The 22,729-nt window shown below is 72.7% G+C and carries 20 protein-coding genes and 1 tRNA gene; 14 read left to right on the forward strand and 7 right to left on the reverse strand.

The window, feature by feature from the left end; translation table 11 throughout:
• The first annotated feature begins 10 nt into the window (after window positions 1–10).
• The 12 genes from ACZ7LK_RS25650 (at window position 11) to ACZ7LK_RS25705 (ending at window position 16,619) form a co-directional block, all read left to right on the forward strand.
• Window positions 11–364, forward strand: a complete 354-nt coding sequence (locus ACZ7LK_RS25650; protein ID WP_003967428.1) for an STAS domain-containing protein — start codon at window positions 11–13, stop codon at window positions 362–364.
• 335 nt (window positions 365–699) lie between these two features.
• Complete coding sequence (locus ACZ7LK_RS25655; protein ID WP_392275428.1) at window positions 700–1,158, forward strand: ATP-binding protein; 459 nt, start codon at window positions 700–702, stop codon at window positions 1,156–1,158.
• Window positions 1,159–1,405: 247 nt separating this feature from the next.
• Window positions 1,406–3,796, forward strand: a complete 2,391-nt coding sequence (locus ACZ7LK_RS25660; RefSeq protein WP_471143636.1) for a sodium-translocating pyrophosphatase — start codon at window positions 1,406–1,408, stop codon at window positions 3,794–3,796.
• Window positions 3,797–4,007: 211 nt separating this feature from the next.
• The gene (locus ACZ7LK_RS25665) at window positions 4,008–4,751 is read left to right on the forward strand and encodes a small secreted protein (protein WP_471143638.1); all 744 of its coding nucleotides are present in this window, start codon (window positions 4,008–4,010) and stop codon (window positions 4,749–4,751) included.
• Window positions 4,752–4,830: 79 nt separating this feature from the next.
• Complete coding sequence (locus ACZ7LK_RS25670) at window positions 4,831–6,348, forward strand: DUF7059 domain-containing protein (RefSeq protein ID WP_469462064.1); 1,518 nt, start codon at window positions 4,831–4,833, stop codon at window positions 6,346–6,348.
• Between the two features lie 134 nt (window positions 6,349–6,482).
• On the forward strand, window positions 6,483–6,665 hold the full coding sequence (locus tag ACZ7LK_RS25675) for a hypothetical protein (protein ID WP_471143640.1): 183 nt from the start codon (window positions 6,483–6,485) through the stop codon (window positions 6,663–6,665).
• 116 nt (window positions 6,666–6,781) lie between these two features.
• Entirely contained in the window at window positions 6,782–6,979 is a 198-nt protein-coding gene (locus tag ACZ7LK_RS25680; protein ID WP_392275424.1) for a hypothetical protein, read from the forward strand.
• A 256-nt stretch (window positions 6,980–7,235) separates the two neighbouring features.
• Window positions 7,236–10,091, forward strand: coding sequence for a type I DNA topoisomerase (topA, locus tag ACZ7LK_RS25685; protein WP_469462066.1), 2,856 nt, complete (start codon window positions 7,236–7,238; stop codon window positions 10,089–10,091).
• 284 nt (window positions 10,092–10,375) lie between these two features.
• On the forward strand, window positions 10,376–13,528 hold the full coding sequence (tmk, locus tag ACZ7LK_RS25690; RefSeq protein WP_392275422.1) for a dTMP kinase: 3,153 nt from the start codon (window positions 10,376–10,378) through the stop codon (window positions 13,526–13,528).
• A gap of 143 nt (window positions 13,529–13,671) precedes the next feature.
• Window positions 13,672–14,877 (forward strand): DNA polymerase III subunit delta', encoded by a 1,206-nt coding sequence (locus ACZ7LK_RS25695; protein WP_469462068.1) that lies wholly within the window; start codon window positions 13,672–13,674, stop codon window positions 14,875–14,877.
• Window positions 14,878–14,930: 53 nt separating this feature from the next.
• Window positions 14,931–16,469, forward strand: coding sequence for an alpha/beta hydrolase (locus ACZ7LK_RS25700; RefSeq protein WP_392275420.1), 1,539 nt, complete (start codon window positions 14,931–14,933; stop codon window positions 16,467–16,469).
• A 76-nt stretch (window positions 16,470–16,545) separates the two neighbouring features.
• Window positions 16,546–16,619: transfer RNA gene (locus ACZ7LK_RS25705), tRNA-Thr, on the forward strand.
• An 85-nt stretch (window positions 16,620–16,704) separates the two neighbouring features.
• Here the strand turns inward: ACZ7LK_RS25705 and ACZ7LK_RS25710 are convergent.
• Both ACZ7LK_RS25710 and ACZ7LK_RS25715 read right to left on the reverse strand, forming a co-directional pair.
• Window positions 16,705–17,349: a vitamin K epoxide reductase family protein gene (locus tag ACZ7LK_RS25710; protein ID WP_471143641.1), complete on the reverse strand. Its 645-nt coding sequence runs from the start codon at window positions 17,347–17,349 to the stop codon at window positions 16,705–16,707.
• A gap of 129 nt (window positions 17,350–17,478) precedes the next feature.
• Complete coding sequence (locus tag ACZ7LK_RS25715; protein WP_392275418.1) at window positions 17,479–17,991, reverse strand: DUF5949 family protein; 513 nt, start codon at window positions 17,989–17,991, stop codon at window positions 17,479–17,481.
• Between the two features lie 178 nt (window positions 17,992–18,169).
• On the opposite strand from ACZ7LK_RS25715, the gene ACZ7LK_RS25720 reads away from it, so the two are divergent.
• Window positions 18,170–18,580, forward strand: a complete 411-nt coding sequence (locus ACZ7LK_RS25720; RefSeq protein ID WP_392275417.1) for a tyrosinase family oxidase copper chaperone — start codon at window positions 18,170–18,172, stop codon at window positions 18,578–18,580.
• A complete protein-coding gene (locus tag ACZ7LK_RS25725) occupies window positions 18,564–19,430 on the forward strand; it encodes a tyrosinase family protein (protein WP_471143643.1) in 867 nt (288 codons plus the stop codon). The genes ACZ7LK_RS25720 and ACZ7LK_RS25725 overlap by 17 nt, the downstream gene beginning before the upstream one ends.
• Window positions 19,431–19,538: 108 nt before the next feature.
• Here the strand turns inward: ACZ7LK_RS25725 and ACZ7LK_RS25730 are convergent, their stop codons facing one another.
• The 5 genes from ACZ7LK_RS25730 to ACZ7LK_RS25750 form a co-directional block, all read right to left on the reverse strand.
• Complete coding sequence (locus ACZ7LK_RS25730; protein WP_392275415.1) at window positions 19,539–19,811, reverse strand: chaplin; 273 nt, start codon at window positions 19,809–19,811, stop codon at window positions 19,539–19,541.
• Between the two features lie 223 nt (window positions 19,812–20,034).
• The gene (locus tag ACZ7LK_RS25735) at window positions 20,035–20,499 is read right to left on the reverse strand and encodes a hypothetical protein (RefSeq protein ID WP_392275414.1); all 465 of its coding nucleotides are present in this window, start codon (window positions 20,497–20,499) and stop codon (window positions 20,035–20,037) included.
• 356 nt (window positions 20,500–20,855) lie between these two features.
• Entirely contained in the window at window positions 20,856–21,134 is a 279-nt protein-coding gene (locus ACZ7LK_RS25740) for a hypothetical protein (protein WP_392275413.1), read from the reverse strand.
• A gap of 299 nt (window positions 21,135–21,433) precedes the next feature.
• Window positions 21,434–22,189: a hypothetical protein gene (locus ACZ7LK_RS25745; protein ID WP_471143644.1), complete on the reverse strand. Its 756-nt coding sequence runs from the start codon at window positions 22,187–22,189 to the stop codon at window positions 21,434–21,436.
• A 271-nt stretch (window positions 22,190–22,460) separates the two neighbouring features.
• Window positions 22,461–22,700 carry a chaplin gene (locus ACZ7LK_RS25750; protein WP_392275411.1) on the reverse strand — a complete coding sequence of 80 codons (240 nt, stop codon included), beginning with the start codon at window positions 22,698–22,700 and terminating at the stop codon, window positions 22,461–22,463.
• Between the last annotated feature and the right edge of the window lie 29 nt (window positions 22,701–22,729).

Genomic DNA, 22,729 nt, shown 5'->3' on the forward strand with positions numbered 1-22,729 from the left:
TGGAGGATCCGTGGACCTGTCCCTGTCGACTCGCAATGTGTCCGGCCCTGGTGGCGACCGAACGGTCGTCGAGGTCGGTGGCGAGATTGATGTGTATACCGCGCCCAAGCTGCGCGAGCAGTTGGTCGAGTTGGTGAACGACGGCAGCTACCACCTGGTCGTCGACATGGAGGGTGTGGACTTCCTCGACTCGACCGGCCTCGGCGTGCTGGTGGGCGGCCTGAAGCGCGTGCGCGCGCATGAGGGATCGCTGCGCCTGGTCTGCAACCAGGAGCGCATTCTCAAGATTTTCCGGATCACCGGTCTCACCAAGGTGTTCCCGATCCACACCACGGTCGACGAGGCCGTCGCGGCCACCGACTGAGTCGCCGCGCCGGCCCGGTTCTGCTCCGGGACCGACCCGTTCGGCCCAGTCGGCGCCGACCGGCTCCACCCGGCCGCGGGGCCCCACCCGGGCCTCTGGTCCGGGCTCCGGTCAGGGTCGCCGGTCCGGTCCGGTCCGGCCCGGTTCGGTCACCGACACCGGCCGGGGCTCCCCCGGGCCCCGGTGGGCCGTCCGGCCCGGCCGACGGCCGGGAGACCGGGCGGCGGCCGCGGTCGGCCGGGTGCTCCGGCGGGCCGGAGGATTCCGGAGGAAGAGCAGGGTGCCGGGCGCCGGCCCGGCCCTGAAAGGCAGCTCGCACGTCCGAGGGGGACCGCATGGCCATCGTTGAACTCCGCTTCAGCGCCCAGCCCGAGCACGTCAGGACCGCCCGTCTGGTGGCGGCCGCCGTGGCGCGCCGGGCCGGGGTCGACGAAGCCGTGCTGGACGAGGTCCGGCTCGCCGTCGGTGAGGCCTGCTCCCGTGCCGTCGGACTGCACCGGAGCAACGACGTGTCCTCCCCGATCCGGGTCGTGCTGAACGAGGAGGAGAAGACGTTCTCCATCGAGGTCGGTGACGAGGTCCCGGGCGCCGGGGTCGCCGCCGCCGACGCCGCCGGGGTGCCGGGAAGCCGTGAGGGCGCTCCGGTCGAGGAGTTCGACGACGCCGAGGGCGAGGACGAGATGGGCCTCGCCGTGATCACCGGGCTCGTCGACGATGTCGAGGTGTCGGCCGGGGAGGCGGGTGGCGTCATCCGGATGACGTGGCCGACGAACCCCGCCCCGCTGCTGCCCTGACCCCGCCACCGGCGAAATGAGAGGCCCTGCTGAGCAGGGCCTCTTTCCTTTTCCTAGATCAACGCGCCGAGCGGCAATGGGCTAAAGTCATTACTGCTTTCGAGTGGATTTAGTGCACCGTGCATTTGCCGACCGGCAAGCGAAGGTCAATTGTGTTCTACGGCGCTCTGTTTTGATCAGGTTCTGCTCCCTACAATCCGTCCACGTCTTGAGCTGTCGTGAGCTCTTCTGACGTCAAGGAGGACGAATGGCGGGGCTCTTCCATACACAAGTGTCCGACCACCCGACTTCTCTCGCGGCCGCGGTCCTCACCGATGACAACCGGATCATCGTGGCCGTCATCGCGGCCGTGGCCCTGGCCGCCCTGATCGTCGCCCAGCTGCTCGTACGCCAGGTACTGGCGGCCGGTGAGGGCACCACCGCGATGAAGAAGATCGCGGCAGCCGTCCAGGAAGGCGCCAACGCCTATCTGGCCCGGCAACTGCGCACGCTCGGAATCTTCGCGGTCGTCGTGTTCTTCCTGCTCCTGCTGCTGCCCGCGGACAACTGGTCGCAGCGCGCCGGACGATCATTGTTCTTCCTGGTGGGTGCCCTTTTCTCGGCGGTCACCGGATACATCGGCATGCGGCTGGCCGTCAGGGCCAATGTGCGGGTCGCGGCGGCCGCGCGGGAGGCCACTCCGGCTCCCGGAGAACCGCAGAAGGACCTGACGACCGTCTCCCACAAAGCAATGAAGATCGCTTTCCGGACGGGCGGCGTGGTCGGCATGTTCACGGTGGGCCTCGGCCTGCTCGGCGCCTCCTGCGTCGTCCTCGTGTACGCCGCCGACGCCCCCAAGGTGCTCGAGGGCTTCGGACTCGGCGCCGCGCTCATCGCGATGTTCATGCGTGTCGGCGGCGGCATCTTCACCAAGGCCGCCGACGTCGGCGCCGACCTCGTCGGCAAGGTGGAGCAGGGCATCCCCGAGGACGACCCGCGCAACGCCGCCACCATCGCCGACAACGTCGGGGACAACGTCGGCGACTGCGCCGGCATGGCCGCCGACCTCTTCGAGTCCTACGCCGTGACCCTGGTCGCCGCGCTCATCCTCGGCAAGGCGGCGTTCGGGGACCTCGGTCTCGTCTTCCCCCTGATCGTGCCGGCGATCGGCGTGGTCACCGCGATGATCGGCATCTTCGCGGTCGCCCCGCGGCGCGCCGACCGCAGCGGGATGTCGGCGATCAACCGGGGGTTCTTCATCTCCGCGGTGATCTCGCTCGCCCTGGTCGCCGTCGCGGTCTTCGCCTACCTGCCCTCCTCGTACGCCTCCCTCGAAGGCGTCACCGAGGCCGCCATCACGTCCCACGGCGGCGATCCCCGCGTCCTGGCGCTGGTGGCGGTGGCCATCGGCATCGTGCTGGCCGCCCTGATCCAGCAACTGACCGGCTACTTCACGGAGACCACCCGCCGCCCGGTCCGGGACATCGGGAAGTCCTCGCTGACCGGTCCCGCCACGGTCATCCTCGCCGGCATCTCCATCGGCCTGGAGTCCGCCGTCTACACCGCGCTGCTCATCGGCCTCTCGGTGTACGGGGCGTTCCTGCTCGGCGGCACCTCGATCACGCTGGCGCTGTTCGCCGTCGCCCTGGCGGGCACCGGCCTGCTCACCACGGTCGGCGTGATCGTCGCCATGGACACCTTCGGCCCGGTCTCGGACAACGCCCAGGGCATCGCCGAGATGTCCGGTGACGTCGAGGGCGCCGGCGCCCAGGTCCTCACCGACCTCGACGCCGTCGGCAACACCACCAAGGCCATCACCAAGGGCATCGCCATCGCCACGGCCGTCCTGGCGGCGGCCGCGCTCTTCGGCTCGTACCGGGACGCCATCGCCACCGCCGTGCGGGACGTGGGGGCCAGGGCCGGCGAGATGAACCTGAGCATGGACATCTCCCAGCCCAACAACCTGGTCGGACTGATCCTCGGGGCCGCGGTCGTCTTCCTCTTCTCCGGGCTGGCGATCAACGCGGTGTCGCGGTCGGCCGGAGCGGTGGTCTACGAGGTGCGCCGGCAGTTCCGCGAGCACCCCGGGATCATGGACTACAGCGAGAAACCGGAGTACGGGCGCGTCGTCGACATCTGTACCAAGGACGCCCTGCGCGAACTGGCCACGCCCGGCCTGCTCGCCGTCATGGCGCCCATCGCCGTCGGCTTCACGTTCGGGGTGGGCGCCCTCGGGTCGTATCTCGCCGGCGCCATCGGCACCGGCACCCTGATGGCCGTGTTCCTCGCCAACTCCGGCGGCGCCTGGGACAACGCCAAGAAGCTCGTCGAGGACGGCCACCACGGCGGCAAGGGCAGCGAGGCGCACGCCGCGACGGTCATCGGCGACACGGTCGGCGACCCGTTCAAGGACACCGCCGGACCGGCCATCAACCCCTTGCTCAAGGTGATGAACCTGGTCGCGCTGCTGATCGCCCCCGCGGTGGTCCAGTTCAGTTACGGCGACGACGCCAGCGCCGCGGTGCGGGCGGTCGTGGCGACGCTCTCGATCGTCGTCATCATCGGCGCGGTGTACGTGTCCAAGCGCCGCACGGTCGCCATGGGCGACGAGGACGACAACCACACCGGGCGGGTACCCAGCAAGGCGGCGACCCTGTAACACCCGGTCACCGGGCGGGCGGGCGGGGTGCGGTGACGCCCCGTCCGCCCGTCCGCCCCTCCGTCCGGCGGTCCCGTTCACCCCGCCGGTGACCCTTCTCTCTCCTGATGCAAATGGTTGTAAAAGCGTACGAAGCGGTCAGACGGCATGCGAAAGTCGCCCACTTGGCGTGTATGTTCCGGGGCCGAGAGCCTTGGAAGGGACCGATCCGGTGAACAAGAAGCTTGCGGCCGCACTGTCCGGCGGTGCGGTACTGGTGCTCGCACTGTCGGGATGCAGCGACGACGAAGGCGGCGACAACAAGGTGGACGCCTGGGCCAAGAAGGTGTGCGACCAGGCCCAGCCGCAGATCCAGAAGCGGGCCAACGCCCAGCAGACCATCATCTCGACGGCCGCCGACGGCAAGCCCGCCGACATCCAGGCCGCCGACTCGAAGGCCTTCCAGGACATCGCCGACGCGGACAAGGCGCTCGCCAAGGCGGTGCAGGGCGCCGGCGTACCGCCCGTGGACAACGGCGAGAAGCTCCAGCAGGACGCCGTCAAGGAACTCAACGCCACGGCCGCGGCGTACGAGGGGCTCAAGAAGCAGGTCGACGCGCTGGACCCGAAGAACCAGCAGAAGTTCGCCGACGGCCTCCAGAGCGTCGCCGAGGGTCTGAAGAAGATCGAGAAGATGGACCAGGACGCGCTGGCCAAGCTCCAGTCGGGCCAGCTCGGCCAGGCGATGGCCAAGCAGCCCGGCTGCCGCCGCGCCGAGGCGTCGGTGTCGCCGGCCGTCCCGCCCGCCAAGCCGGGCCCGGAGGCCTCCGCTTCGGCGGACGAGGCGTCCACCCCGTCCGCCGCCGGCAAGGCCTCCCCGACCGCTGCCGGCAAGGCCTCCGCGTCCGCCGCGGGCAAGGCGTCCGCTCCGGCGCCCGCCTCGGCGTCGGCGTCGGCGGGCCCGACCTCCGGCTGAGCCACCGGGCGGCCCGGTTCCCGCGGTCTCGGGGCCGGGCCGCGCGTCGAATGTCAGTGGCGGCGGTCACAATGGGCGGGTGAGTACGACCAGCCTTACCGCCAGCCTCCCGGTGCCCGACCGCGCCGACCGCCTCCGCGACGCCCTGCTCGCCGCCGACTTCACCGCCGACGGCCTGCTCGAACTGCTCGGCGCCCCCGCCTACGCCGCGCTCGCCCGCAGCGAGACGGTCCCCGCCCTGCGCGCCACCCGCGCGGACGGACCGCTCGCCACCCTCGTGCGCCTGTTCCTCCTCCAGCAGCCCGTGCCGCGCGACGGGGCGCGTGCCGTGCTGCCCCTGGACGAGGCGCTCGCCGACGGCTGGGTGGTGGACGAGGGCGGCGAGGTCCGCGCCACGGTCGACGTCCGGCCGTACGGCGGCCCGGAGGGACAGGACTGGTTCATCGTCTCCGACCTGGGCTGCGCCGTCGGCGGCGCGGGCGGGGCGAGCGGTCACGGCGAGGGTGTCGTCCTCGGTGTGGGCGGCGCCTCCACCACGCTCGCCGGCATCACCGTCCGTACGCCCGTCGCCTCCGCCCTCGACCTCGGCACCGGCTCCGGCATCCAGGCCCTGCACGCCGCCCAGCACGCCACCCGGGTGACGGCGACGGACCTCAACCCTCGGGCGCTGGAGTTCACCCGGCTCACCCTGGCGCTGTCCGGGGCCCCGGAGGCGGACCTGCGCACGGGCTCGCTGTTCGAGCCGGTGGAGTCGGAGACGTACGACCTGATCGTGTCCAACCCGCCGTTCGTGATCTCTCCCGGCGCCCGGCTGACCTACCGGGACGGCGGGATGGGCGGGGACGACCTGTGCCGGTCGCTCGTCCAGCGGGCGGGGGAGCGGCTGAACGAGGGCGGGTTCGCCCAGTTCCTCGCCAACTGGCAGCACGTGGAGGGCGAGGACTGGCAGGAGCGGCTGCGCTCCTGGGTCCCGCGCGGCTGCGACGCCTGGATCGTCCAGCGCGAGGTGCAGGACGTCACGCAGTACGCCGAGTTGTGGCTGCGGGACGCCGGGGACCACCGCGACGACCCCGAGCGGTACGCGCAGCGGTACGAGGCGTGGCTGGACGAGTTCGAGCAGCGCAAGACCAGGGCGGTCGGCTTCGGCTGGATCACGCTCCGCAAGTCGGGGGCGGAGGAGCCGTCCGTCGTCGTCGAGGAGTGGCCGCACCCGGTCGAGCAGCCGCTCGGCGAGGCGGTACGGGCGCACTTCGCGCGCCAGGACTACCTGCGGTCGCGGGACGACGCGGCGCTGCTCGCCGACCACTTCGTCCTGGCGCCCGAGGTGATGCAGGAGCAGGTCGGGCTGCCGGGCGCGGAGGACCCGGAGCACGTGGTGCTCCGGCAGAACCGCGGCATGCGCCGCGCCACCAAGGTGGACGCGGTGGGCGCGGGCTTCGCGGGCGTGTGTGACGGGACGCTCAGCGCGGGGCGGATCCTGGACGCCATCGCCCAGCTCATGGGCGAGGACCCGGTGATGCTGCGGGACCGGACGCCGCAGGCGATCCGGCTGCTGGTGGAGGAGGGGTTCCTGGAGCCGGCGGCGGAGGAGGCGTGACCCGGGGGACGTGAAACCGGCCAACATCGGCGCCGCCGGGCCGGCGGAGCCGCTGGCCGTTCCGCACCGGTGCGAAGCCACACCTGTGCGAAGCCGTGCCGTACGCGGGCGCAGCCATCCCCCTGTGCGGAGCCGTGTCCGGCGGCCGGCGGAAGGTGGCCCTCCTCTACATCGACGCCACCGCCCTGGGCGCCCCGCCCGCCCCGGCCCGCCCCGCCCCGGCCCGTCGTGCCACCCGGACCCTCGGCCCCGGGCGCCCCGCCCCGCACCCCGCACCCCGGAACCCGCGCGCCGCCCTCCCGGCGCCGCGCGGGTGAACCCCCGGCGCGTCGCCCGCGTCGTTCACCCGCAATTCGCGCTCCCGACGCCGGGAGGTGTCAGCCTCGGCCCCGGGGCAACCAGGGGATCATCCACGAGGGAACGGGGTACGGCCATGGAGAGCGGACCGGCCATCTTCGCAGGCACGGCGTTCACGCTGTTCGGCGCGGGACTGCTGCTGTGGACCGGGACACGTGCGCTGCACCGTGCTCCGGTCGCGCACGGGGTGGCCCCGGGGGCGGCGATCACGTTCGCCACCTCGATGGGAGCGGCCTTCGTGATCCTCGGCATGTGGTGCTTCGGCCGCACCTGAGCCCGGGGCGGAACGAGGGGCTCCGAGACCTGAGGGGAGTCCGGGCGGCAGGAATGCCCAGACTCGGGTTACCGTTCGAGTGGCCGTTGCGGTCTTTTGCCGTTTGACACGGGGGCGGGTTGTACCGTCACACTCCGCAGCGACAGCAGCGTCAGAGCACAGCGCCACGGCAGTGCGCAGTGCGCCAGGAGTGCTCGTGGTGGGATCACACCGCGCGGCACGCGCCACCGAGCGTCGACCGGAGAGAAGAGCGAAGTTGTCCCCGACCAGCGAGACCGCACAGGGCGGCCGCCGACTCGTCATCGTCGAGTCGCCTGCCAAGGCGAAGACGATCAAGGGCTACCTCGGCCCCGGATACGTCGTCGAGGCGAGCGTCGGGCACATCCGCGACCTCCCCAACGGCGCCGCCGAGGTGCCCGAGAAGTACACCGGTGAGGTACGCCGCCTCGGGGTGGACGTCGAGCACGACTTCCAGCCCATCTACGTCGTCAACGCCGACAAGAAGGCCCAGGTCAGGAAGCTCAAGGAGCAGCTGGCCGAGTCCGACGAACTCTTCCTCGCCACCGATGAGGACCGCGAGGGCGAGGCCATCGCCTGGCACCTGCTGGAAGTCCTGAAGCCCAAGGTCCCGGTCCACCGGATGGTGTTCCACGAGATCACCAAGGACGCGATCCGGGCCGCCGTCGCCAACCCGCGCGAGCTGAACAAGCGGATGGTCGACGCCCAGGAGACCCGCCGCATCCTCGACCGCCTCTACGGCTACGAGGTCTCGCCGGTCCTGTGGAAGAAGGTCATGCCCCGGCTGTCCGCCGGCCGTGTGCAGTCCGTCGCCACCCGCCTCGTCGTCGAGCGGGAGCGCGAGCGCATCGCGTTCCGCTCCGCCGAGTACTGGGACCTGACCGGCACCTTTGCCACCGGCCGCACCGGTGACGCCTCCGACCCGTCGACCATCGCCGCCCGCCTCGCCGCGGTCGACGGCCGCCGTGTCGCCCAGGGCCGCGACTTCGGCCCCGACGGCCGGCTCAAGGCGTCCTCCGGCCAGGTCCTGCACCTGGACGAGACCAACGCCCGCGCCCTGGCCGCCGCGCTCGCCGACACGTCGTTCAGCGTCCGCTCCGTCGAGTCGAAGCCGTACCGCCGCTCCCCGTACGCGCCCTTCCGCACCACCACCCTCCAGCAGGAGGCCAGCCGCAAGCTCGGCTTCGGTGCCAAGGCGACCATGCAGATCGCGCAGAAGCTGTACGAGAACGGCTTCATCACGTACATGCGTACGGACTCGACGATCCTGTCCGACACCGCCGTCGCGGCCGCCCGGGCCCAGGTCACGCAGCTCTACGGCGCCGACTACCTGCCCGACGCGCCGCGCGTCTACGCCGGGAAGGTCAAGAACGCGCAGGAGGCGCACGAGGCGATCCGCCCCTCGGGTGATCGTTTCCGCACGCCCGCCGAGACCGGCCTGACCGGTGACCAGTTCCGGCTGTACGAACTGATCTGGAAGCGGACCGTCGCCTCCCAGATGAAGGACGCCGTCGGCAACTCCGTCACCGTCAAGATCGGCGGCCGGGCGAGCGACGGCCGGGACGCCGAGTTCACCGCGTCCGGAAAGACGATCACCTTCCACGGCTTCATGAAGGCGTACGTCGAGGGCGCCGACGACCCGAACGCCGAGCTCGACGACCGCGAGCGCCGGCTGCCGCAGGTCGCCCAGGGCGACCCGCTGTCCGCCGGGGAGATCACCGCGGACGGCCACGCCACCAAGCCGCCGGCCCGCTACACCGAGGCCTCGCTGGTCAAGGAGCTGGAAGAGCGCGAGATCGGCCGCCCGTCGACGTACGCGTCGATCATCGGCACGATCCTCGACCGCGGCTACGTCTTCAAGAAGGGCACGGCCCTCGTCCCGTCCTTCCTGTCCTTCGCCGTCGTCAACCTGCTGGAGAAGCACTTCGGCCGGCTCGTCGACTACGACTTCACGGCCAGGATGGAGGACGACCTCGACCGCATCGCCCGCGGCGAGGCCCAGGCCGTGCCGTGGCTGAAGCGTTTCTACTTCGGCGAGGGCGACGGCGCCGCCAGTGCCGCCGCCGAGGCCGGCAACGGTGACGGCGACCACCTCGGCGGCCTGAAGGAGCTGGTCACGGACCTGGGCGCGATCGACGCCCGGGAGATCTCCTCCTTCCCCGTCGGCAACGGCATCGTGCTGCGCGTGGGCCGCTACGGGCCGTACATCGAGCGCGGCGAGAAGGACGCGGAGGGCCACCAGCGCGCCGACGTGCCGGAGGAGCTGGCGCCCGACGAGCTGTCGGTCGAGCTCGCCGAGGAGCTGCTGGCCAAGCCGAGCGGCGACTTCGAACTGGGCACGGACCCGGCGACCGGTCACCAGATCGTCGCCAAGGACGGCCGCTACGGCCCGTACGTCACGGAGATCCTCCCCGAGGGCACCCCGAAGACCGGCAAGAACGCGGTCAAGCCGCGTACCGCCTCCCTCTTCAAGTCGATGTCCCTGGACACGGTGACGCTGGAGGACGCGCTGCGTCTGATGTCGCTGCCGCGCGTGGTGGGCACCGACGCCGAGGGCGTCGAGATCACCGCCCAGAACGGCCGCTACGGCCCGTACCTGAAGAAGGGCACGGACTCGCGGTCGCTGGAGAACGAGGAGCAGCTCTTCTCCATCACGCTGGAGGAGGCCCTGGCGATCTACGCCCAGCCCAAGCAGCGTGGCCGCGCCGCCGCCAAGCCGCCGCTGAAGGAGCTGGGCACCGACCCGGTCAGCGAGCGCCCGGTGGTCGTCAAGGATGGCCGCTTCGGCCCGTACGTCACGGACGGCGAGACGAACGCGACGCTGCGGACCGGCGACAGCGTGGAGACGATCACGCCGGAGCGCGGGTACGAGCTGCTGGCGGAGAAGCGGGCGAAGGCTCCGGCGAAGAAGACCGCCAAGAAGGCGGCGGCCAAGAAGGCGCCGGCGAAGAAGACCGCCGCCAAGAAGACGACGACCGCCAAGAAGACGGCCGCGAAGACGACGGCGGCCAAGAAGACCACCGCCAAGAAGACCACGGCGAAGAAGGCGACGGCGAAGACCGCCGCGTCGTCCGAGGCCCCGTCCGAGGACTGACCCCGCCCGGGGAGCCCGCCCCGGGACCCCGTCCCGGGACCGGTCCGCCGCCCGGGCCCACGGCCCGCCCCGCCCGTGTCGCGCACCCGCGCGGCGCGGGCGGTCCGTTGTCCAGCCCGGGCCCGGAGCCTGGCGCCGGAACGCAGGCCCCCGGGCGCACGCCCCCGGCGGGCGGTCCGGTCCGGACGGGCGGTCCGGGAGGGACGCGGGGCCGGCGGTGGGGGCGCTGTGGTTCGTCCGGGTGGGGACGACTGGGTGCCGGTCCGTCCGGATAGGCTGATGGGATGACGCGAGCCGAGCAGCCAACGGTCTTGAGCCCCACCTCAGACTCCGACGCCGCACTTGCCGCGGACTCCCGCGAGCGTGCCGTACGGGCCCTGTTGCGCACCCCGCCGCTGAGGCGGTTGTGGAGCGCGCAGCTCGTCGGCGGGATCGGCGACGCCCTCGCCCTGCTCGTCCTGGTGCTGCTGGCCCTCCAGGCCGCGGTCGCCGAGGGGGCCTTCGGCGGCGGGTACCGGGGCGCGGCCTTCGCGGTCGCCGCGGTGTTCGGGGCGCGGATCCTGTCCACGCTCCTGTTCGGCGCCGTCCTGCTCGGGCCGCTGACCACGCTCACCGCCCCCCAGGGCCCCCTGGACCGCCGCTGGACCATGGTCGGTGCCGACGGCGTTCGGGTCGCGCTGCTGGTCATCGCCCCGCTGTGGCTCGACTGGACGCCCGGCAAGGCACTGGCGTTCCTGCTGGGCACGGTCTTCCTGACCGGGGTCGCCGAGCGGTTCTGGACCGTCGCCAAGGAAGGCGCGGCCCCCGCCCTGCTGCCCGCCCCGCCCCCGGAGGGCGCCGCCGTCAGGCCCCTGCCCGACCAGTTGGACGCCCTGCGGCGGCTGTCGCTGCGTACGGGCTTCGCCGCCGTCCCCGGAGCCGCCGCCGCCCTCCTCGTCGCCACCCTCGTCGGCAACCTGCTGGGCACCGGCATCGACTGGTTCTCCATCCACCAGGCCGCCCTCGGCTCGTACGTGGCGGCCGGACTGTTCGCCGCGTCCGTCTCCGTCCTGTACTTCCTGGAACTGCCCGACACGCAGACCCCGCGCCCGCGCTCCCCGCTGGAGGGCCTCCGCCGCCCCTCGACCGGGAACGGCGTCGACAAGGGCCGCACGGGAGCCATACCGCTGCTCGTGCTCGCCTGCGCCGCCGTCGCCGGAGCCGTCGCGTCCGCCGCCTCGGTGGCCGCGCTGCACGCCACGGACCTGGGTGGCGGCCCGGTCGCCTTCGCGCTCCTCGTCCTGGCCCTGACCGGGGGCACCGGCCTGGGCATCCGGCGCGGCCCGTCCGTGCTGCCCGCCCTCTCCCGCCGCCGCCTGCTGGCACTGGCCACCGCCGTCACGGGCGTGGCACTGCTGGCGCTGGGGCTGGTGCCCGACACGGCGACCGTGCTGTTCCTCGCGCTCGGCGCCGGCTTCGCCGCCGGAGTCGCCGCCAACACCGGGCACACCCTGCTCGACCAGGAGACGGAGGAGTACCGGCGGCCGCGGCTGACCGAGCACCTCCACGCAGTCGTCCGTGTCTCCATCGCGCTCGGCGCGCTCGCCGCCCCGCTGCTGGCGGCCGCCATCGGCCCGCACCGGCTCGCCGGCGGCGACTTCGTCTTCGCGCACGGCGGCGCCGCCTTCACCCTGATGCTGGTCGGCGCCCTGCTGCTGCCCGTCGCCGCCCTGGTGCTCGCCAAGACCGACGACCGGTCCGGCGTGCCGCTGCGCCGCGACCTCCGGGACGCGCTGCGCGGCGCCGACCCCGCGCAGGCCCCCGCCGCCACCGGTTTCTTCATCGCCCTGGAGGGCGGCGACGGCGCCGGCAAGTCCACGCAGGTGGAGGCGCTGGCCGAGTGGATCCGCGCCAAGGGCCACGAGGTGGTCGTCACGCGCGAGCCCGGCGCGACCCCGATCGGCAAGCGCCTGCGCTCGATCCTCCTCGACGTCTCCAGCGCCGGGCTGTCCAACCGCGCGGAGGCGCTGCTGTACGCCGCCGACCGGGCCGAGCACGTCGACTCGCTGGTCCGCCCGGCCCTGGAGCGCGGCGCGATCGTCATCTCCGACCGGTACATCGACTCCTCCGTGGCCTACCAGGGCGCGGGCCGCGACCTGTCGCCCACCGAGATCGCCCGCATCTCGCGCTGGGCGACCGGCGGCCTCGTACCGCACCTCACCGTCCTGCTGGACGTCTCGCCCGAGACCGCGCGGGAGCGGTTCACCGAGGCGCCGGACCGGCTGGAGTCGGAGCCGGCGGAGTTCCACCGGCGCGTACGGGCCGGATTCCTCGCCCTCGCGGCGGCGGACCCGGGCCGCTACCTGGTGGTGGACGCGGGCCAGGAGCCCGAGGCCGTCACCACCGTCGTACGCCACCGTCTCGACCAGATGCTGCCGCTCTCCGAGGCCGAGGTGAAGGCCATGGAGGCCGCCCGCAAGGCGGCCGAGGAGGAGGCCCGGCGCAAGGCCGAGGAGGAGGCGGCCCGCAAGGCGGAGGAGGAGCGCCTGGAGCGCGAGCGCCAGGAACAGCTCGCCAAACTGCGGGCCGAAGAGGAGGAGCGCAAGCGCCGCGAGGAGGAAGAGGCGCGCCAGCGCGAGGCCGAGCGGCAGGCCGAGGAGGCCAGGCTCCGGGCGGAGGAGGCCCGTCGGCTCGCCGAGGAGGAGCGGCGGCGCCGCGAGGCCGAGGAGAAGGCCCGCCGCGAGGAGCAGGAGCGGCTGCGGCAGCTCAAGGAGGAGCAGGAGCGGCTGCGGGCCGAGGCCGAGGCCCGGCGCCTGGAGAAGCAGCGCAAGGCCGAGGAGGCCCTGCTGCGTGCCGAGGAGGCGCGACGGCTCGCCGAGGAGGCGGCCGCGGCGTCGGCGGCAGCGGCGGCCGCCACGTCCGCCATGGAGACGACGGTGCCGACGCCGGTCGTGCGCCCGGACCAGGAGACCCAGGAGGTCCCGGTGCCGCGCGTCAACATGCGCAAGGACGACGAGGAGACGACCCTCCTCCCGCCCGTCCGCGGCACGGACCGCGCCGACGACGAGACGACCGTCCTCCGCCCGGTGCGCGACTCCGGCCCGGCCGGACACGACGGCCCGGCCGCCGACGAGACGGCCGTCCTCCCGCCCGTCCGGGACACCGGAGCCACCGGTCCGGCCGGTCCCGCCGACGAGACGGCCGTCCTCCCGCCCGTCCGGGACGAGGGGGCCGCCGACCGCGTGCCGCCCGGCTACTTCCGGGACGAGCGGCCCGGCAGGCCGGCCGGCGAGCGCACCCGGGAGCTGCCGCAGATCGACGAGCAGGGCAAGCCCCGGCGCCGCTCGGACTGGGCCGAGGAGACCCCGCTGGACGACCTGCCCACGCTCGCGGACGAGCTGCTGGGCCCGCACGACGAGGACGAGGGCCACGGCGGCGGACGCCCCCGCCGCCGCTGACCCGATACGCGATACGCCCGGCTCGGCCCGCCCGTACCGACGGGCGGCCGGCACCGGGCCGCCGGCCACGGGGCGGGCGTCCGTTGTCGGACCCCTGCCCCACAATGGGAAGCCGATCGACACCCGCAGGAAGGCGGTGACCCATGCCCGTGTGGGACGACCTGGTCGGCCAGGACCGTGTCCAGGAGCAGCTGCGCTCCGCCGCCCGGGACGCCGACGCGCTTGTCACCGCCGACGCGGCCGGCACCGCCCCGCCCGACGCGTCCACGATGACCCACGCGTGGCTGTTCACCGGCCCGCCCGGCTCGGGGCGCACCACCGCCGCCCGCGCCTTCGCCGCCGCGCTCCAGTGCGTCAGCCCCGACCGCGCGCTCGGCGGCGAGCCGGGCTGTGGGTTCTGCGACGGCTGCCACACGGCGCTGGTCGGCACGCACGCCGACGTGTCCACGGTCGCCGCCGTCGGCACCCAGATCCTGGTCGACGACATGCGCGACACGGTCCGCAAGTCGTTCACCTCGCCCGCGAACGGCCGCTGGCAGGTCATCCTCGTCGAGGACGCCGAGCGGCTGAACGAGAAGTCCGCCAACGCCGTCCTGAAGGCGGTGGAGGAGCCCGCTCCCCGCACGGTGTGGCTGCTGTGCGCGCCCTCCGTCGAGGACGTCCTGCCCACCATCCGCTCCCGCTGCCGCCACCTCACCTTGCGCACACCGCCGGTCGATGCCGTCGCCGACGTCCTCGTCCGCCGTGACGGCATCGAGCCGGAGGCCGCGTACGCCGCCGCCCGCGCCACCCAGGGCCACATCGACCACGCCCGTCGCCTCGCCACCGACGAGAGGGCGAGGGCCCGCCGGGCCACCGTCCTGAAGCTCCCGCTCCGGGTGGACGACATCGGCGGCTGCCTCAAGGCCGCCCAGGAGCTGGTCGACGCGGCGGCCGAGGACGCCAAGGAGGTCGCCGAGGGCACCGACGTCAAGGAGACCGAGGAGCTGAAGGCAGCGCTGGGCGGCACCCCCGGTGGCCGGATGCCGCGCGGCACGGCCGGAGCGATGAAGGACCTGGAGGACAAGCAGAAGCGGCGCCGCACCCGTACCCAGCGCGACAGCCTGGACCTGGCCCTCGGCGAGCTGACGAGCTTCTACCGCGACGTGCTCGCGCTCCAGCTCGGCTCCGGCACGGCGCTGGCCAACGTGGACGTGCGGGACGCCCTGGACCGGGTCGCCCGCGAGTCCACGCCCGAGCGGACCCTGCGCCGGATCGAGGCGGTGCTGGCCTGCCGCGACGCCATGGACCGCAACGTGGCGCCGCTGCTGGCGGTGGAGGCCATGACCATGGCCCTGCGCGCGGGGTAACCCACACGGGTAGTCGTGGGCACGAAGCGTGAACGGACGGATACCCTCCGGACATGGACTCCAGCCGCCTCCTCCGTACGACCGCCGTCACCGTCTCGCTCGCCGGGCTGCTCCTGGCCGGCTGCACGGAAGGCGGTTCGGTTCCGGCCGCCTCCGCCCAGGCCTCGGCCTCCGTCGCCACGACCGAGCAGCTCAAGGCGTTCTACGGCCAGCGGCTGTCCTGGCGCGCGTGCGGCGTGCCCGGCTTCGAGTGCGCCACGCTCAAGGTCCCGCTGGACTACGCCGAGCCGGACGGTGAGCAGATCAAGCTCGCCGTCTCCCGGATCAAAGCCACCGGGCCCGGCAAGCGCCTCGGCTCCCTGCTGGTCAACCCGGGCGGCCCCGGCGGCTCGGCGGTCGGCTACCTCCAGGGGTACGCGGGCGTCGGGTACCCCGCCCCGGTCCGGGCCCGCTACGACATGGTCGCCGTCGACCCCCGCGGCGTGGCCCGCAGCGAACCCGTCCGGTGCCTCGACGGGCCGCGGATGGACGCGTACACCCAGGTGGACCAGACCCCCGACGACGACCGTGAGAAAACCCTCCTCGCCGACTCCTTCAAGGACTTCGCGGCCGGCTGCCAGAAGCGCTCCGGCCGGATCCTGCCGCACGTCTCCACCGTCGAGTCGGCCCGCGACATGGACATCCTCCGCGCGGTGCTGGGCGACGCGCGGCTGACGTACGTCGGCGCGTCCTACGGCACGTTCCTCGGAGCCACTTACGCCGAGCTGTTCCCCTCCCGCACCGGCCGGCTCGTCCTGGACGGGGCGATGGACCCGTCCCTGCCGACCGCCGAGCTGAACCGCGACCAGACGGCCGGCTTCGAGACGGCCTTCCGGTCCTTCGCCGCCGACTGCGTCGAGCAGCCCGACTGCCCGCTGGGCAACGGGTCGCCCACCGCCGCGGCCACCCGCCTCAAGGCGTTCTTCGCCACCCTCGACCAGCACCCCGTCCCGACCGGCGAGAGCCGCGAACTCGGCGAGGCCCTGGCCACCACGGGCGTGATCGCCGCCATGTACGACGAGTCCGCCTGGCCGCAGCTTCGCGAGGCGCTCACCCGCGCGATGGGCGGCGAGGGCTCCGCGCTGCTGGCCCTGGCCGACAGCTACTACGAGCGCGAGGACGACGGCACGTACTCGAACCTGATGTACGCCAACGCCGCCGTGAACTGCCTCGACCAGCCGCCGGCCTTCACCGGCCCCGCCGAGGCCGCCGCGGCCGTCCCGTCCTTCGAGAAGGCGTCCCCGGTCTTCGGCAAGGGTCTGGCCTGGGCGTCGCTGAACTGCGCCTACTGGCCCACCAAGGCCACCGGCGCCGCCCACCGCATCCAGGCGGACGGTGCCCCGCCGATCCTGGTCGTCGGCACCACCCGCGACCCGGCCACCCCCTACAAGTGGGCCCGGTCCCTCGCCGCCCAGCTCTCCTCCGGCACCCTGCTCACCTACGAGGGCGACGGCCACACCGCCTACGGCCGGGGCAGCGACTGCGTCGACACCGCGATCAACACCTACCTCCTCGACGGCACGGTCCCGCCGGCCGGCAAGCGCTGCCGCTGAGGCGTGTGCGAGGCACCCCCCGGACCTGTGTAGACTTGTCCCCGCTGCTGCACCCTCCAGGGGGAACGCACGGCATGCCGCCTTAGCTCAGTTGGCCAGAGCAACGCACTCGTAATGCGTAGGTCTCGGGTTCGAATCCCGAAGGCGGCTCCGCAGAAGGCCAGGTCACTGACAAGTGACCTGGCCTTTTCGGTTGCCTGCCCCGACCGGGACCGGCCGCGGACGCGGTGTGTGCTCAGCCGGTCCAGAAGTCCCACCAGCGGGTGAGGACCAGCATGCCGATGATCCCGATGTGCAGGACGGGCAGGACCCAGGTGAACTCGTCGAGGAACGTGCGCACCGGGCGGGGGGCGGGCAGCAGGCCCACGCGGACGTTGTGCGAGGTGACGTACCAGAACATGGTGAGGGTGGCGGCCCAGGCCAGCGAGCACCACAGGCACAGCGCGTTGATCTCGTACAGCGACTGGTACATCAGCCACATGCAGAAGCCGGTGCCGAACAGCGTTCCGGCGTTCAGGCCCAGCCAGTACCAGCGCCGGTGGCGGGCGCCGGCCAGCAGCCCGGCACCGATGGCGACGACCATGCCGTAGGCGACCAGGCCCAGCATCGGGTTGGGGAAGCCGAAGACCGAGGCCTGCTCGCTCTTCATGATGCTGCCGCACGACACGACCGGGTTCAGACTGCACCCCGGGGTGAAGTCCGGGTCCTGAAGCAGCTTGAACTTGTCCAGCGTGATCACCCACGCCGCCAGCAGCCCCGCCGCCCCCGTGACCACCAGCATCCACGCGAACGCCCGCCCCGCCCCCACGGACGTCGTCACCTGCGCGGCTTCCCCGCTCCGGACGGGGGATGCCTCGTCCTTCACTCGCGTCATCGTCATGGCGGCGACGTTACACGCCGAATCCTTTCGTCGCGGTTTTCCCCGTTTTCTTCCCCGGAAAGAGGGAAGGGCCCCGGCGGAGGTCAACGGACCGGCCACCGGGGCCCATTCACCGGCCCGCGCCGACCGTCAGGTGCGGACCCGGCGCACGGGCAGCAGGCAGTGGGCGGCCTGCGCGATCATCTCCTCGTCCGCGAGGAACGCCCTCAACCGCTCCTCGCTGACCGGCTTTCCCTGTACCGCCTCCGGCCACGGGCGCAGCGAGCAGATCAGGTACGCCGTGCCGCTCTCGTGGGCGGCCTTCTCCCACTCCGGGGGCACCGGGCACTGCACCCGCATGAACGGCAGGTTCAGCACGGCCTGTTCGGCCTCCACCAGCAGCGTGATCGGGATCCGCGTCTCGCGGGCGAGGTCCGTCACCTTGTCGCCGATCGACAGGCCGATCCTCTCCAGCTCGCCGCGCAGCGCCTCCGCCCCGGCCTCGGGACCGTCGCGGCCGTCCCCCAGGGAGTACACCATCAGGAAGGGCGTGACGGGGGCGTCGGACTCGGGCTCGGGCTCATTGGCCCAGGGGATGACGATGAGGGTGCCCAGGGGGGATTCCTGCTGCCCCGGCGTTGCGGCGGTCGTGGAAGAGGTCATGCAGCCGGATGGTAGTGGTGCCTTGTAGGGCCTTTGGGTGCATTCCCACCTGTTCAGCCGAAATGCCGGGGCGGTGATTCACCTGCCCGGGTAATGGATGCGGTGACGCCCTCCGGAACGGTTCGCGAGCGGCGTCGTTTGTCCCGGGGGGAGCCACGACGAGCAGGGAGCCCGATCGATGAGCGTCGCACAGCCGCTGTCCCGTCTCCTTCCACACCGGCGCGCCGTCCTGCGCGCGCTGTTCGCCCTTACCGTCACCGCCTTCACCGGCGGGGCGCTCGCCCACGTCGCCACCACGCCCAGGACCGGCACGGACCCGGACCGGCGGCCCACGGGCGGGTTCGACGAGATGTACCGGGGCCGGCGCCTCCAGGGCCGCCCCGCCCCACCGGACGCCCGCGGCGCCCGGTTCGACGTACGGATCGACGGGCGGCCCCTGCACCTGATGCGCTGCGCCGGCGGCGGCTACGTGACGCCCGTCGACCACTACCAGGCGTACCCCACGGCCCTCGAGGCCGCCCGTGCCGCCGTGGACGAACTGGGCTCCGCCCGACTGGCCCTGGGAGGACACCATGGCGTACGTGCGTAAGAATCAGCGCGACCTGAGCCCCGCCGAGCGGCGGAAGTTCGTCGCTGCCGTACTGGAGCTGAAACGCGCCGGACGGTACGACGACTTCGTACGGACGCACATCGCGTACTACACCGCCGACGGCGACGACGGCCTGCGGGTCGCGCACATGGCCCCCTCCTTCCTGCCCTGGCACCGCCAGTACCTGCTGGAGTTCGAGCGGGCCCTGCGCGAGGTCGACCCGACGGTGACGGTCCCCTACTGGGACTGGACCCGCGACAACACCCCGGCGGCCTCCCTGTGGGGCGAGGACTTCATGGGTGGCGACGGACGCAAGGGCGACCGCCAGGTGATGACGGGCCCCTTCGCCTACGCCCGGGGGAACTGGCCGATCACGGCCGGTGTGACCGAAAGCCCGTTCCTGACCCGCAACTTCGGCAACCCGGCCGCTCCCATCGGCCTGCCGACCGCGCGGGAGCTCGCCCGGGCGGCCGAGGAGACCGTCTACGACTCGGCCCCGTGGGACTCCACCAGCCGCACCGGCTTCCGCAACGCGCTGGAGGGCTGGACCCGGGAGAGCGGCAACGGGCGCTGGCGCAACCACAACCGCGTCCACCGCTGGGTCGGCGGGCTGATGCTCGGCGGCGCGTCGGTCAACGACCCGGTGTTCTGGCTCCACCACTCCTTCATCGACCTGCTCTGGTCGCGCTGGCAGAGCAGGAACCCGCGGGCCGGCTACCTGCCCGCCACTCCGCCCCCGCCCGGCTCGGCCCAGTACCGGCGGGTCGTCGCCCGGCACGAGCCGATGCCCCCGTTCAACGTCACCCCCGCCGACGTCGCCGACCACCGCCACCTCTACCGCTTCGCCTGACGGACGGCGCGCGGGGAACGGAACGGCCCCCCGGCCGGTGAGCCGGGGGGCCGTACGCGTCGGCGCCTGTCGTCACACACCGGTGGGCACCGGTGCGGGCGGGCGCGATCAGTGGCCGTAGCCGCCGTGACCCTTGTGGTCGTCGACGTTCGCGCACTGGTTGCCGAACGCCGGGTTCAGCAGGCCGATGATGTCGATGGTGTTGCCGCACAGGTTGACCGGGATGTGGATCGGAACCTGGACCGCGTTGCCGGAGATGACACCGGGGGACTCGACGGCAGCGGCGTCGGACCGTGCGTCGGCGACGGCCAGGCCGGTTCCGCTCAGGGCGACAGCGCCCGTGCCGACGATGACGGCGGCAGCCTTCGCGATGCGAGACATCAAAATCTCCTTGTACGTGGAAATCGGACCGCGGACCTGCGGTCGTCACTCCCCTACAACGGCGCTCGTCAGGCCGGGTAACGGCCGCGCCACTCCAACAGCCGGTCGTGGCACCGGGTTCGCCCTTTCGGACGCGTGCAGGGGACGGAAGAGGGACGTGCGGAGGAGGAACCGCGGGGGCGGGAGCGGGGGAGGAAGGACGGGCGGGGCCGGGGGCCGGGGGTCAGACCTGCGGCTGTGCCAGACCCAGCGTCGAGTCGAACGCGCCCGAGACGGCCGGCGGCAGGAAGCCCACCGGGGGCAGCTCGGCGCCCGGCATGCCGAGGGACTCGGCGCGCGGCAGCGTGAGCGGGGAGCCGAGGATCGCGCCCGGCGTGGTCGCCCGGAGCGTCGAGGCGGGCGCGGCGACCAGCGCCTGACCCGTCGGCTCACCCTCCACGGCCTCCGGCAGCGGGGCGCTGACCAGCGTCTCCGGCACGCCCGCCGTGAACGGGAGCTGCGGCAGCGTCAGCGGCTGGACCCGGCCCTCGCCGCGCTCGGTCAGCCCCATGGGCGCCCCCGGCAGGGGGATCGGAACGCCGGTACGCAGGGTGGGCGTGTCCGTCGGGAGGACGGTGCCCAGACCGTGCAGGGGCACGTCCACCGGCGCGACCGGTACGGTGGCGGCCGCCGCCGCGGGCGACGCCATGGCCGCCGATGCGAGGCACGTGACGACAATCCCCATGCCGGCCTGAGATTTCAGGTTCATTGCTGCGTACGCCTTCCCGGGCTTGTGAGTACGGTGGTGCTGCCCAAAAGAACGAGCACGCGCCGAAAAACGCGTCAGAATTCGCCTGGTTGCAGCAGTGCGGCCGTACGGGTGTTGACGTCCGGAACGCCGAACGCTGAACGCCAACGCCGAACGCCGAACGCCGAACGCCGAACGCCGAAAAGCCGAAAGGCCGACGGAAACGTCGTTTCCCGTCGGCCCCGGCAGCGTCGTACACGCGGTACCGCTTTCCCGGCGCACGGCCGGGGGCACCACCAGGGGTGGTGCCGGGTGGGTTACTTGCCCAGGGGCAGGCCGCCGAGGAGCGGCTTGGCGGCGTCCTTGGCGGGCGCCAGTCCACCGGCGGTGTCCTGCACCTTGTCCACGGCCTTGCCGTCGGTCACCTTGCCCACCGCGTCGCTCGGGACGGCCTCGGTCAGTCCGCGCTTGCCCAGGGCTTCGACTCCTCCGTTGAGGCTGGACGGGGTGAGGCTCTCGGCGGCGAAGGCCGGCGTCGCCGCGGCCAGAGCCATCACGGAACCGGCGACGACCGCAGCAACCTTGGTGGGCTTCATTGGGTGAGTCCTTCCTGGGACTGGCGTCTGTTCGCTGCAACTCACGCTCGGCACAAGCACGTTGGGATCACCTGTGCGGCGCTCTGTCCTCTGTAACGAGCCCTCCGCGCGGGGGAAACTCCGTCAGCCGGGAATTCTCGGCACTGCACCCGATCGATACGCACCAGTCCTATCTTCCGATGAACATGCCGGGGGCGTGCCGGAGACGGGCCGGCGGCCGTGTCCGCCCGGCGGGGAACCGGGGCGGCACGGCTGTCGGGAGGTGGGGCGGGGCGTCCCCTGGAGCCGGTCGCGTGCGGCTAGCGGGCGGCGGCCGGAAGCGTGGCGGCGGGCAGCGTGGCGGCGGGCAGCGTGGCGGCCGGGAGTGTGGTGGCGGGCAGCGTGGTGGCGGGGAGGGTGTTCGTCCCCGTCGTCGGCGCGCTCTTGGCGACGTCCCGCATGATGGCGTCCATCAGGGCCTGGGTGGCCGCCTGGACCTGGGACGCGGAGGTGACCGCCTGACCCTTCATGGCGGCCGCGACCAGGTTGTCGATCGCCTTGTCCATGGCGTCCATGGCCTTGTCCACGTCCGCGTCCGCTCCGTCCGGGGAGTCGGCCCCGTCCAGCGCGTCCAGGTCGCCCGCCGCGTCCGGGGTGACGTCGTCGACCGGCGTCCGGGGGGCGGTGGAGCCGGTGTTCGTGCCGCTGTCCGGGCTCGCCGGGTTCGACGGGTTCACCGTGTTCGCTGTGCTCGTGCTCGTGCTCGTGTTCGTGTTCGTCTTCGACTCGGCCACGGCCTTGCGCAGCGCCTCGATGGCGGTCGTGAGGTCCTTCATCTGCTGGTTCATCTCGGAGGAGGGCATCGCCTGGGTGCTGCCGGTGCCCGTGACGGTGCCGAGGACGGAGTCGAGCACGCCGCCGATCGAACCGAGGATGTCGCCGATGTCCGCCGGCGTCCTGGCCTGCTGCTCGGCGGCTCGGGGAGTGGAATGGGCGAGTGCGGGTCCCGCCGTACCGAGCGTGAGCGCGGCGCAGAGTGCGGTGACCGCCACACGGCGGGGTGTCAGGAGACGCATGCCTTGTCCTTCCAGTGACGCGTCGGGAACGTGACATCACCGTGAGTCCGGGCGGTGCGGCCCGCAAACGCATGCGTGCCAACCGAGAAGGGGCCCGACGGGTGAACGGCACCCTCTGACCTGGGCGAAAAGGACCCGCCGTGCCGCCCCCCGCCCCTGGCCGCGCGCCGCCGATGGAGTGGCACGGCTTTCCCCGCACAGCAGAGAAGTGCGCCACCCCCGGAGGGTGACGCACTTCCGAAGTGCCCGGCTGCCGGTGCGGTCCGCCGTGTCAGTCGTTGACGCAGACGTTGCCGAAGGTCGGGTTCAGCAGACCGATGATGTCGATGGTGTTGCCGCACAGGTTGATCGGGACGTGGATCGGCGCCTGGACCACGTTGCCGGAGATGACGCCGGGGGACTTCACGGCCGCGGCGTCCGCGTCGGCGTCGGCGTGCGCGACGCCGGTGGCGCCGGCGACGGACGCGGCGACGGCGGAGGTCAGGACGGCTGCCTTCGCGATACGGGACATGGTGAGGAACTCCTAGGTTGGTGAGGCAC

This window comes from Streptomyces sp. NPDC039423 (assembly GCF_055598725.1).